The following is a 13259-nucleotide window of genomic DNA, read 5'->3' as shown; positions in this document are numbered from 1 at the left end:
CTAACTTCTTAGAACTCTGCGCTACCCGGAGTTCTCGGGAAAGGAATTACGTCTCTAATATTTGTCATTCCTGTAACAAACAATACCAGACGCTCGAAACCTAAACCGAAACCTGCGTGTGTTGCAGAACCAAATCTTCTGGTGTCTAAATACCAGTATAATTCTTCTTTATCAATTCCAAGTGCTTCCATTTTCTGAACCAAAACATCATAACGTTCTTCTCTCTCAGAACCACCAACAATTTCTCCAATTCCTGGGAAAAGGATATCCATGGCACGAACGGTTTCTCTTCCAGGTTCTGTGTTGTCGTTCAAACGCATGTAAAAAGCTTTAATGTTTGCTGGGTAATCGTATAAAATTACTGGGCATTTAAAGTGTTTTTCCACTAAATAACGTTCGTGTTCAGATTGTAAATCTGCTCCCCATTCGTTGATTAGGTAACTGAATTTTTTCTTTTTATTTGGAGTTGAATCTCTTAAAATATCAATAGCTTCTGTATAAGAGACACGTTTGAAGTTGTTCTCTAAAACAAAGTTTAATTTTTCCAGCAAACTCATTTCGCTTCTTTCGGCCTGTGGTTTAGATTTTTCTTCTTCTAAAAGTCTTCCTTCTAAAAATTTCAAGTCATCCTTACAGTTGTCTAAAGCATATTTAATTACGTACTGAATAAAATCTTCAGCCAAATCCATGTTGTCGTCAAGATCGTTGAAAGCAACTTCTGGCTCGATCATCCAGAATTCTGCCAGGTGACGAGAAGTGTTTGAATTTTCTGCTCTAAACGTTGGTCCAAAAGTATAAATCTGACCCAAAGCCATTGCAAAAGTTTCTCCTTCTAATTGTCCCGAAACCGTTAAGTTAGTATGTTTTCCGAAGAAATCTTGTTTGAAATCAATGTTTCCTTCTTCATTTTTTGGCAAGTTATCCAAAGGCAGAGAGGTTACCTGAAACATTTCTCCAGCACCTTCAGCATCAGCACCAGTAATAATTGGTGTGTTTACATAGACAAAACCTTTTTCCTGAAAATATTTGTGAACTGCAAATGACAATACCGAACGCACACGCATAATCGCACCAAAAGCGTTTGTACGAACACGTAAATGTGCTTTCTCTCTTAAAAACTCTAAACTTGGTCTGTTTCTTAATTGAATTGGATAAGCTTCTGCATCAGAATCTCCTAAAATTTCAATTTTAGAAACCTGAATTTCATATTTCTGTCCCGCACCTTTACTTTCTACCAAAGTTCCAATAACTGAAATTGAAGCACTAGTCGTGATTCTTTTTAAAATTTCTTCCGGTGTATTTTCAAAATCAACAACACATTGTATATTATTAATGGTAGAACCGTCATTAAGCGCGATGAACTGATTATTTCTAAAAGTTCTCACCCATCCTTTTGCATTCACTTCCTGTAGCGTCGTCGTACTGTTTAATAAGTCTTTAACCTTTGTGTGTTTCATTTTAATTTTAGATTTTAGATTGCTGATTTTAGATTAAATAGAATCAGTATTTTTTATATCGAATTGCAAATATAAACGATAATAATTAATTTTTGAAGCTGTTTCCTGCTCTTCGCTGTATCTTTCTATTTTTAAAGAAAAAATAGAAAGGATGTCTCCCGAAACTTCGGGACGATCGGGGCTAGGGCACTCGTTTTAAAAAGAAGTAATTTTTATTTTTTTGTCATTTCGACGAAGGAGAAATCACACTCGGGATTCCGCAATCAAGAAAAAATTAATTGATCTTTAATTTCCTTGGGAATTTGATCTTTTTCTTCTATTTTTTGGTAAATATTAAATGCTTTTTTTTTCATCTTTTCGTCTTTCTTTTCTTCAGAAACTTTTAAAAGTGAAAGAGAGTAATAAATCTTAAAATTCAAATCTTTTTTATAAGACGCATAAACTTTTTCTAAATTTTCTAATGCTTCATTGTGTTTACTATTCAGTGAAAGTAAAATCCCTTTTAGATAAAATACATCATCTTTTACTTTTGGATTTATGTCTTTGTATTTTTCTATAGCAATATTAATGTTTTCCAGTCCTTTTTCATAATCGCCAATGATTGGCGATGTAAGTGCGAATCCGTAATATCCTTCAGCATTTTCAGGAAATAATTTAATTATTTCAGTATATTTTTTTCTGGCAATTCTCACCGTTTTTTCATTACCATATTTTAGACACTCTGCAGCTAAATTGGTTTTAAATTCAAGAGATTTGTTATAAGAACTATCTGCTGCCATATATAAAACAAGTGCATTTTTGTCGCCTAATAATCTTAAGGTATATCCTGCAAAAAATAAAGCATCACAAAATGTTGTATCTTTTTTATATGCATCAAAAAAAATATTTGACGTAATCTTAAGGTATTTTTTATTTAAAGATTTATTTAGATAAAGAATTTCAATCCCATCCTTAAAAATTTTCATTGCCTCAGGATTTTGAGATTTGCAGTATAAATTTTTGCCCTCAAAATAATTTTGAGAAAATGTGAAATTGATACTCAATATAAGAATTGCCAAGATTATCCTTTTCATACTTAGTTGACTTTTTATTCGTGTTAATTAATAAGCCACGAATTAACGAATAAAAACAATAATTCGTGAATTCGTGGCGAATATCTTTACAGATAAAATTACTTCTCCAAATTCTCCAATTCCTCTTTTTTAGTTTTCTTCTTTTCAAAAGTCAAAACCAAAGAAGGCAGAACAACCAGGTTCGCAAACATTGCAAACGCCAAAGTACAGGAAATTAATCCGCCTAGTGCAATTGTTCCGCTAAAGCTTGACAATGTAAATGTCGCAAACCCTAAAATCAAAACCACCGAAGTGTAAAAAGTACTGATTCCTGTTTCTCTTAAAGCACTAAAAACAGATTTTTTAACTTTTCCGCCGCTCTGAATAAAGTCATGACGGTATTTTGCCATAAACTGAATTGCATTATCCACAGAAATTCCGAACGCAATACTAAATACCAATATCGTTGATGGTTTTAACGGAATCCCGAAGTAGCCCATCAATCCTGACGTAATACAAAGTGGTAAAATATTTGTAATTACCGAGGCCAAAACCATTTTAAAAGAACGGAATAAATACAGCATTAGAACTGCAATGGTTAAGATTGCAAAAATCAGCGATTCGATTAGGTTATCGACCAAATAAGATGTTCCTTTCTGGAACACCAGTGCTTTTCCGGTAACGGTAACTTCAAAACGGTCTTTTGGGAAAATTTCATCAATTTTATTGTGCAGTTTTTTCTCGACTTTCGCCATTTCATCTGTTCCGATATCTTTCATGAAAGTGGTAATTCTGGCATATTGTCCAGTCGAATCTACATACGCTTTCATTAAATTTTCCTTGCTGTTTTTAGTCGCATTTTTCGCGTAACTTAAAATAAAAGTCTGCTCCTGCGAAGTCGGTAATTGGTAGTATTCCGGATTTCCGTTGTAGAAAGCCTGTTTAGAATATTTAACCAGATTGACGATAGAAACTGGTTTTGCCAGTTCCGGAATTTCAGAAATTGTATTTTGCAGTTCGTCCATTTTACGAATGGTAGAAGCTTTCATAACACCTTTTTTCTTTTTGGTGTTAATCATGATTTCCAACGGCATAACTCCGTTAAACTCCTTTTCGTAAAATAAAATATCTTTAAAGAAAGAAGCACTTTTTGGCATTTCTCCAATGAGACTTCCCGAAACTTTCATTTGAGAAACTCCAATTATACTAAAGACCAAAAGCAATCCGTAAATAATGTAAACGTATTTTCTTTTCGTTTTAACCAAATTTTCAACCACATTCAGTAAAGTTGAAATATAGGTTTTGGTGAGGTGATACAGATGTTTTTCTTTCGGCAAAGGCAGAAAACTGTAAATAATCGGCACAATAAAAAGTGTCAGTAAGTAAACAGAAATCACGTTGATGGAAGTTACCAGACCGAACTCAAAAAGCAAATCATTTCCGGTTATCATAAACGTTGCAAAACCAATTGCTGTTGTCAGATTGGTCATTAAGGTTGAAACCCCAATTTTTGAAATAATACGTTGCAAAGCTTTTGCCTGATTGTTATGCAATTTGATTTCCTGCTGGTATTTATTAATCAGAAAAATACAGTTTGTAATTCCGATTACGATAATCAGCGGCGGAATAATAGCCGTCAAAATCGTGATTTTATAACCAAATAATCCAAGCGTTCCAAATGACCAGATTACGCCGACAATTAAAATACAAATCGAAATAAAAGTGGCTCTGAACGAACGGAAAAAGAAAAAGAAAATTAAGGAAACAGTAAACAAAGCCGCGCCGATAAAAAGACCGATTTCGCCTTTCATGTCGTTTGCATTAATCGTTCTGATGTAAGGCATTCCGGAAACTTTTAGGTCAATACCAGTAGTTTTTTCAAACTTATCAATTTTCGGAACTAAATTCTCCAGTATAAAAGTCTTTCTCTGTGCCGTATTTACTAAAGCCTTGTTCATGTAAATCGCAGAACGCACGCTCCCGCTTTCCTTATTGAATAATAATCCTTCGTAAAAAGGAAGATTGTGGAATAAATCGAATTGCACCTTTTTTAAGTAAGCCGGATCAAGTGTTTTCTTTTGATCGATAAAGGGTGAAAGAACAAATTTTTCGTTAACTGTATCTTTTTCCAGTTTTTTTAAATCATTTAAAGAAACAACCAGATCAACTTCCTTTGATTTTTTTAAACCTGTCATCAACTCGTTCCATGCGGCATAATTTTTTGGAGTAAAGAATTTTGGATCTTTAAAACCAATAACCACAAGGTTTCCTTCTTCGCCAAACTTATCTAAGAATTTCTGATAATCTTTGTTTGCAGCATGATCTTTTGGAAGCAGGTTTGCTTCGGTATACGTCATTGAAAGGTTTTTCCACTGATAACCAAGGAAAATGGTCAAAGCAGAAAGTATAACCAGAATTATTATTCTGTTTTTCAGTATGATTCGGGCCAGTTTTTCCCAGAATCCAACTTGAATTGCGTTTTTCATAAAATCTTTAAAAAATGGTTGCAAATGTAGTGAAAAGCGCTCGAAATCTTATACAAAGGTTTGTATTTTACTTAATGTTAACACAAATGTGAAACCTGATTCTTTTCGATAATTTTCGTGTTTTTACAGATTAATCAATAGCTTTTCTCATATTTGTACCTGATTTGCCGCAATGAGACAAATGCACATATAACTAAATAGAAATCATGAAGGAAAGCAATTCTATAACATTTATTTTCTTAGCCATAATTCTGTTGCTGATTGTGCTTATTGGTCTGATGTTTTTTCAGTTAATGAAAGCCAAAAAAGCAAAAGAGGATGTGGAGCAAAGTTTTTACGCACTCGAACTGAAAGTTAACGATCTGCAATTGGAAACTTTAGAGTCTAAATTAAATCCGCATTTGTTTAAGAATATTCTAAATTCAATTCAGTCTCATGCCTATCAGACTTACTTTGCTTTGGATAAACTCGCGAATGTCCTGGATTATATTTTATATGAAAGCAAAAAAAAGTTTGTTACCGCCAAAGAAGAAATTGATTTTGCCTTGAATCTAATCGAAATCAATAAAATTAAAGTGAGTCCGCTTTTTGAGTTGAAAGTGAAAAAGAACATTAACGAAGAAGATAAATTATACGAGCAGCCTCTTTTAGCTCCTCTGATTTCTATTGATTTAATCGAAAATGCTTTTAAACATGCGGATCTTCAAAGTGCAGATGCTTTTATTTCGGTTGTTTTTGAATTTAAAGACAATGCTTTTTTTATGACGGTTTCTAATAAAATATCAGATAAAAAAGTACTTAAAAAAGAACGGGGCGGTTTTGGACATGCAACACTCGAACATCGACTTAGAATTATTTACAAAAATAATTTTAAACTGGAACGTTTTGTAGAAAACGACGTTTACATTGCTCACTTAAAAATTGATTTACTTGAATACAAAACTGAAATGCTTACTGCTGGATGATGAACTTCCGGGTTTGACTTATCTTAAAATGCTTTGCGAACAAATTCATGAAGTAGAAATTGTGAAGACGTTTAACAATCCCGAAAAGCTTTTGGCTGAAATTCCGGAACTTGAATTTGATTTGCTCATTTCAGATATCGAAATGCCAGGAATCGACGGGCTTCATCTTGCCTCAATGCTGGAAAATAAATTAGTCATATTCTGTACGGCTTACAAAGAGTATGCAGCCGAAGCATTTAACATTGATGCGGTCGATTATATTACAAAACCGGTAAAACTGGATCGGCTTCAAAAAGCGTTTTCCAAAGCATTTGAGCGTTTTAATAAACCGGAAACTGCCAAAAAATTTATGCAGCTAAATACAGATAAAGGAAAAACATTATTGTATTTCGGTCAGATTCTTTACATAAAAACCGCAATTAGCGATAGTCGTGACAAAACAGTCTTACTGCAGGACGGCAGTTTTTTGAATTTAAAAAACATTAAATTTGATACCCTTTTACAGGAATTGCCGGATGCCGATTTTTGTCGTATCAATAAAAAAGAAATTGTGGCTGTCAGAGCCATTAAATTTTTCAATCACAATGAAATTGTATTGCACCATTTAGAGAAAAACGATAAAAACACCACGCTTTTACTAACCGAAACCTATCGTGCTGATTTTTTGAAAAAGGTGAAATTATAAGTTATTACAAAGTTTTTCCATCTTATTACATACTTTGAAAATTAGCTTTAAAATTGCTTTTTCACGTAAAACCGACTTCTGATATTTGCCCAATAATTTTAAAAAATGGGTTATGAATAACTTTAAAAACTCCATATTCTACATCACGGTAATCGGTGGATTTACCGCTTTAATATATTGGATAATCTCTCAGGGTGCGTCGCTGGAAGTGGGACGAAATGTTGCTGTTAAACAAACAGAAAGTAACCACTGGAATGATTTTCTTCATTCCATGATCGACAATTTACAGCATCCGCTGGCGATTTTGCTGGCTCAGATTGTCACCATTATTTTAGTTGCCCGATTATTTGGATGGTTTTTTAGAAAAATAGGACAGCCGTCTGTAATTGGAGAAATGATCGCCGGAATTGTGCTCGGACCTTCTTTAGTCGGCATGTATTTTCCGGAATTTTCAGCAGCTTTATTTCCAAAAGAGTCATTAGGAAATCTTCAGTTTTTAAGTCAGATAGGTTTAATTCTTTTCATGTTCGTAATCGGAATGGAATTAGATTTGAAAGTATTGAAAAATAAAGCGCACGATGCCGTCGTAATTAGTCACGCAAGTATTGTAATTCCGTTTGCTTTAGGATTGGTTCTGGCCTATTTTATTTACGGAACTTTTGCTCCCGACGGAGTTGCTTTTTCTTCTTTCGGATTGTTTATGGGAATCGCAATGAGTATTACCGCTTTTCCGGTTTTGGCCAGAATCGTGCAGGAGCGAGGTCTTCAAAAAACAAAATTGGGAACTATTGCCATTACCTGCGCCGCAGCAGATGATATTACGGCATGGTGTATTCTGGCAGTTGTAATTGCAATTGTAAAAGCAGGTTCTCTTACCAGCTCACTTTATGTAATTGGCCTTGCGATTTTGTATGTAATTATTATGTTAAAAATTGTTCGTCCGTTTTTGAAACGTGTCGGCGATTTAAATGCCACCCGCGAAAGTTTGAACAAACCCGTTGTTGCCATTTTCTTTATTACACTTTTAATTTCTTCTTATGCTTCAGAATTAATTGGAATTCATGCATTATTTGGTGCTTTCCTTGCCGGAGCTATTATGCCGGAGAATAATAAGTTCAGAAATATTTTTATCGAAAAAGTAGAAGATGTTTCTATCATCGTTTTATTACCACTGTTCTTCGTGTTTACAGGTTTGCGTACACAAATAGGCTTATTAAATGATCCTGAATTATGGAAAGTTACCGGTTTGATTATCCTGGTTGCCGTAGTTGGTAAATTCTTCGGAAGTGCTTTGGCCGCCAAATTTGTGGGTCAGAATTGGAAAGACAGTCTGGCAATTGGTGCCTTAATGAATACACGCGGTTTAATGGAATTGGTGGTACTGAATATCGGTTACGATTTGGGCGTGTTGTCCACAGAAATTTTTACCATGATGGTAATTATGGCGTTAATTACGACTTTTATGACGGGGCCGGCTTTAGACTTTATCGGATTTATTTTTAAAGATAAAATTGCAAGCGTTGTACCTCAGGAAATCGGAAATAAAAGTAAATTCAAAATTTTGCTGTCTTTTGCGACGCCGGAAAGAGGTAAAAAATTGTTGAAAATAGCCAATAGTTTAGTTAAAAAGCAGTCTGATAATTCGATTGTGACCGCGATGCATTTATCATTAAGTACAGAAATTCATTCTTTTGATGTAAAAGACCACGAAAGAAAAATGCTGTTGCCGGTTATAGAAGAATCTGAAAAACTGAATCAAAACATGGTGAGCCTCTTTAAAGTAACTAATGATATTGATACCGATATTGTAGATACGGCAAATCATGGCGAATACGATTTACTGTTAATTGGTTTGGGACAATCTATTTTTGACGGAACGCTTCTTGGAAAAATTTTAGGATTCACAACCAGAATCGTAAACCCGGATCGTTTGATTGATAAATTTACCGGAAAAGAAGGATTGTTTGAGAATTCTCCTTTCGACGAGAGAACGCGTCATATTATTGCAAAAAGTAAAATGCCGGTCGGGATTTTTATTGATAAAGAATTTGAGGAAATCAATCAGGTTTTTATGCCGATTTTTGACCCGGATGATGCTTTCTTAATTGATTACGCTAAAAAGTTAATCAACAATAACGGTTCTCAGATTACAGTTCTGAATGCGGGAGCAGAAGCAAAGAATACACGTGAGATTCAGGAAAGTATTCGTTCGATCGAGCAAATAGCTCCGAATCATATCATGATTATGAATGACAGAACGATTAAAAAGGAGTTTTTAGAATCACAAAATTTGATGATCATTAGCTTAGAAAGCTGGAAAAAACTAATCGAGTCTCAAAGCATCTGGCTGAATAATACGCCATCAGTTCTGATTTTGAAACCATAAAATTTTAAAAGAAATCAATGCTAAAAATCCAAATTCCAACCTTACGGAATTTGGATTTTTTTGTTATCTAAAAGGAACTAAGAATCAAGTTGTACCTTAGATTTGCAAAGATTTTAAGCTGGAATTTTAATTTGGAAATTTAATTTTACAATCCCAGATCCAAAACATAAGAAATCTTAACCGCAATATTATCTTCAAATTTCAATAACTGATTTGGTCCATAACGATAGAATCCGCCAATTCCAAAACCTTTAAAAATTTTGTTTAATTCGACACCCGATTCAAAATAACCTTTATCCAGTGTTTTATAAGCTGGCCCCACATGCTGTTCCGGATTTTCCATATTTCCCCACGCCATTCGGGTCACCAAAACCAAAGATGGACGCACTTTCTTCAGGATTCGAATTCGGTCAAAGCCATGCTTAATTTGAAACATTAGATACTGACTCGAGAAGAATTCATTAAAAAACATCGTTTCAAAAGCATTTCTTCCAGAAAAAGTAATACGCTGAAAAACCGTTTCTTTGGTCAGATTGTTTGGTGCTGTATTGTACAAATGTGTAATGGGTACATCGCCCATTGCAAATCCTCCCTGTAAAAGCAAACTCGTTTTCTGACGGTTTAGATATTGCTTTTCGTACTCTGCTTTAAAGTCGATTTTACTAAAAGTGAAATCATTACCTAATACATTAGGCAACGATTGTGTGTATTGAAAAGTAAATCTTGGAAATCGTTTTTCGGCTTCATTTATTCCCGTCGGAGTCTGCATGAAATTGCTAAAAGGCGCCCAAACCAGAGAAGCCATAACAGTCGTCATGGTATAACTTGAATACAGTTTACCATCAAAATTAAAGAGATAATCAAATTTTGGTTCAATATAATTTCTTGAAATTTCCAGCACCGCTTCCGTTTTCGGAATAAATTTAGTCTGAATGTTTGCCCTCCAGCCTGTATATTCGTAAAAAGTACTAATATTAATTGGCCGCGGGTCATAAATTTTAAAGACACGTTTGTCTACGGCAAAAACTGTGCTGGCTATTTCCCGTACATCATCTGCATAATACGCGTTAAGCCATGTATTGGTGTGTTTGTCCAGTAAAACTCCGCCACCGGCACTATATTTAAAGACACCATCTTTTGTTCCGTATGCCGTATAGCTTTCCAGACGAAAATTTTTAGAAAAACGATCATTTGTAATTCCGCCCAGACCAATTCGAAAACCTTCATAATTATTGAAACTTATGATTTTTTTCAAATCTAAATCTACAGGTCCAATCGGATAAAATCCGTTGATAATTTTACGGCCAATTCCCAAGCGTTTTTCCACACGATTACTTACAGAAAGGCTGTCGAGTAATAAATACGTTTTCTGGCTTTTTAAATCCAGATTTTCTTTTCGGTAAGCTTCCCAGAAATTTTCGGGCTTTTTAGCAGCGTCGTCATTAACTTCCATGTAAAGCGAAGGATTTTTAATGGGTGTTGCTGTGTTTACAAGAATGTCAAAACTATTACTTTCCGAAAGCAGATAAGTGAAATCTGAACCGCCTTTTTTTCGGGGTTCAAAATTCTCCTCTACATCGCCGTCGAACTGAATAGTTCCTCCGAGAATTTTAATGTCATCGTCATTTTTGCCTTTCACGATTTTAAACGTCGTGTTGCTCTGAAACCAGATTTTTTCTTTCGGAATATATTCAAATTCATGAATACCGCTAATGTCCAGAACACCTTTAATACGCATTACGGCTTTAGCAACAGCGAAATTTTCTTTATCAATATACAAAACACCTTCCAGACCCGATGTTCTGCGTTTGTGCTTGTTTTTAAAATAAATCATATATGTGTCCCTGCCTCTGATGCTTACAGTATCCAGCAATTTATAATTGTAAGTTGAAGGCGCACCATTTGCGATTGGGTTTTCATATTTGGTTTCAAACAATTCGTATTTATTATCATAAATAGAAATTGACTGAAGACTGAAAGCCAGTACTTCATAAATAGGTTGTTTGAAACCCGCCATTTTGGTTCCCAGAACCGTTTCTTTTAATTTGTTGTTCCCAAATTGATATTGCGAAACTTTTTCTGTTTGAAACAAATGCTGTTTGCTTACAATTTCCTTGAATTTATAATCAGAAGAATCAATGTTGATGCTCTTTTTGTTTAAATCTTTATAGGTCGCCGAAGAGTCGATTCTGCCGTCAATGGAGTCAGGATTGGCGGTTACGATAAGTTTATTATAGGTTTTGTACTCAAAATTATTGAGCTTTTTCTGCGGATCGTTTGCCGATTTACTGGCAATTACTTTTCTGATTAAGGTTAAAGCCGGGTTTTCATTATTGACAACTACTTCTTTTAAATCGTCTGTTTGCTGTGAAAGCGAAATCGCGTAAAATTTTTTAGTAGTGATTAACGCAATAGTTTTGGTTTGAAAACCAATATAGGAAACCTTAAGCGATGTAGCAGAAGAACTAATTTTGAAAATAAATTTGCCATCAACATCTGTAATGGTATTGTTGTTTTCGGAGGTCGTAATGGTGGCAAACGGAAGAGGTTTGTTGTTTGAATCGGTTACGATACCGTTTATTTGAAATTGCGCCTGAAGAGTAAGCGTGAAAAACAAAGTCAAAAAACAAAATAGCTTCATACAGAATGATATAGTTTCAAAAACGAAAGGATTTTAATTTTCGTATGCAAAAATAAGAATAAAAAAATCCGTCTGATGCAATTAACCAGACGGATTTCTATTTTTATCTCAAATCTTACTTATACTTTCATGATTTCAGCCTCCTTAGCGACCAATAATTCATCGATTTTTTTAATGTAAGCGTTTGTTAAGTTCTGAACTTCTTCTTCTGCCGATTTGCAGATATCCTCAGATGTACCTTCTTTTTCAAGTTTTTTGATGTCGGTATTAGCATCTTTACGGGAATTACGAATACCAATTTTAGCATCTTCAGCTTCAGATTTTGCCTGTTTTGCCAAATCACGACGTCGCTCTTCTGTTAAAGGCGGAACGCTGATGATGATCATATCGCCATTGTTCATCGGATTAAACCCGATATTAGCGATCAAAATAGCTTTTTCAATTGCCTGCAGCATGTTTCTTTCAAACGGCTGTAAGGTAATTGTTCTTGCATCAGGAACACTAATTTTAGATACCTGAGAAAGCGGAGTTGCAGATCCGTAATAATCTACAAAAACACCTCCAAGCATTGCCGGAGAAGCTTTTCCTGCGCGAATGTTTAAGAATTCTTTCTCTAAGTGTGCAATAGTACCATTCATCGATTCCTCAGTACTTTCTAAAATAAAGTCTATTTCTTCAGTCATTTTATTTCGATTTTTAGATTTTTAGACAATTAGATTTTCAGACTTTAAAAATCAATAATCTAATTTACTATCTAATATAATTTATTTTTTATTTTAAATGAACTTCTGAGAATCTGAAAAAAGAATCCACGAAGTCTGACTTTCTACGAAGTCTAATTAATCTACATTTACCAGCGTTCCTATATTATCGCCTGCACAAATTTTCAATAGATTACCTATTGTATTCATATCAAAAACTACTATTGGCAATCTGTTTTCCTGGCTTAAAGTAAATGCTGTGGTATCCATTACATTTAATCCCTTTTTGATCACATCATCAAAAGAAATAAAATCAAATTTAATAGCAGCAGCATTTTTTTCCGGATCAGAATCATAAACTCCGTCAACACGTGTTCCTTTTAAAATAACATCTGCATTAATTTCAATTCCTCTTAAAACCGCAGCTGTATCTGTTGTAAAATAAGGATTTCCTGTACCTGCTCCAAAAATTACAATTCTTCCTTTTTCAAGATGGCGGTCTGCTCTTCTTTTAATGTACGGTTCTGCAATAGACTCCATTTTTAAAGCAGTTTGCAAACGCGTTTTCATTCCTTTATCTTCAAGGGCGCCTTGTAAAGCCATTCCGTTAATAACCGTTGCCAGCATTCCCATATAATCGCCCTGCACTCTGTCCATTCCGGCACTTGCACCTGCAACGCCTCTAAATATATTTCCTCCTCCAATAACAATGGCAATTTCTACTCCTTTGTCGTGAATCTGCTTGATCTCATCAGCATATTCGGCTAATCTTTTCGGGTCAATACCATATTGTAAATCACCCATTAGCGCTTCGCCGCTAAGTTTTAGAAGAATTCTTTTATATTTCATAAGTGTGTTGCGTTAATTTGTGCAAATATAGACATAT

9 protein-coding genes are annotated in these 13259 nt (G+C 34.5%); 3 read left to right on the top strand and 6 right to left on the bottom strand.

The window, feature by feature from the left end; all coding sequences use genetic code 11:
- Positions 1-8 precede the first annotated feature (8 nt).
- From asnS to ABEB31_RS08205, 3 genes are all read right to left on the bottom strand, one after another.
- Positions 9-1457, bottom strand: coding sequence for an asparagine--tRNA ligase (gene asnS / locus ABEB31_RS08215; RefSeq protein WP_347050905.1), 1449 nt, complete (start codon positions 1455-1457; stop codon positions 9-11).
- Between the two features lie 263 nt (positions 1458-1720).
- Positions 1721-2530 (bottom strand): hypothetical protein, encoded by an 810-nt coding sequence (locus tag ABEB31_RS08210; protein WP_347050904.1) that lies wholly within the window; start codon positions 2528-2530, stop codon positions 1721-1723.
- 98 nt (positions 2531-2628) lie between these two features.
- Positions 2629-4995 carry an efflux RND transporter permease subunit gene (locus ABEB31_RS08205; protein WP_347050903.1) on the bottom strand — a complete coding sequence of 789 codons (2367 nt, stop codon included), beginning with the start codon at positions 4993-4995 and terminating at the stop codon, positions 2629-2631.
- Between the two features lie 206 nt (positions 4996-5201).
- On the opposite strand from ABEB31_RS08205, the gene ABEB31_RS08200 reads away from it, so the two are divergent.
- The 3 genes from ABEB31_RS08200 to ABEB31_RS08190 all read left to right on the top strand — a co-directional run bounded on the left by ABEB31_RS08200 (position 5202) and on the right by ABEB31_RS08190 (position 9031).
- Positions 5202-5960, top strand: coding sequence for a sensor histidine kinase (locus tag ABEB31_RS08200; protein WP_347050901.1), 759 nt, complete (start codon positions 5202-5204; stop codon positions 5958-5960).
- On the top strand, positions 5926-6645 hold the full coding sequence (locus ABEB31_RS08195) for a LytR/AlgR family response regulator transcription factor (protein ID WP_347050899.1): 720 nt from the start codon (positions 5926-5928) through the stop codon (positions 6643-6645). Before ABEB31_RS08200 ends, ABEB31_RS08195 begins: the two co-directional genes overlap by 35 nt.
- 112 nt (positions 6646-6757) lie before the next feature.
- On the top strand, positions 6758-9031 hold the full coding sequence (locus ABEB31_RS08190) for a cation:proton antiporter (RefSeq protein WP_347050897.1): 2274 nt from the start codon (positions 6758-6760) through the stop codon (positions 9029-9031).
- Positions 9032-9176: 145 nt separating this feature from the next.
- On the opposite strand, the gene ABEB31_RS08185 is transcribed toward ABEB31_RS08190, so the two are convergent.
- The 3 genes from ABEB31_RS08185 to pyrH all read right to left on the bottom strand — a co-directional run bounded on the left by ABEB31_RS08185 (position 9177) and on the right by pyrH (position 13222).
- On the bottom strand, positions 9177-11672 hold the full coding sequence (locus ABEB31_RS08185) for a DUF5686 family protein (RefSeq protein ID WP_347050896.1): 2496 nt from the start codon (positions 11670-11672) through the stop codon (positions 9177-9179).
- Positions 11673-11791: 119 nt separating this feature from the next.
- Positions 11792-12355: a ribosome recycling factor gene (frr, locus tag ABEB31_RS08180; protein WP_347050895.1), complete on the bottom strand. Its 564-nt coding sequence runs from the start codon at positions 12353-12355 to the stop codon at positions 11792-11794.
- A 156-nt stretch (positions 12356-12511) separates the two neighbouring features.
- Complete coding sequence (gene pyrH, locus ABEB31_RS08175) at positions 12512-13222, bottom strand: UMP kinase (RefSeq protein WP_347050894.1); 711 nt, start codon at positions 13220-13222, stop codon at positions 12512-12514.
- Positions 13223-13259 lie beyond the last annotated feature (37 nt).

Origin of the sequence: Flavobacterium olei (assembly GCF_039749035.1) — a bacterium.
GTDB classification, from domain to species: Bacteria; Bacteroidota; Bacteroidia; order Flavobacteriales; family Flavobacteriaceae; genus Flavobacterium; species Flavobacterium olei.
The sequence above is the reverse complement of the archived record's forward strand: the minus strand, read 5'-3'. Positions and strand labels throughout refer to the sequence as shown.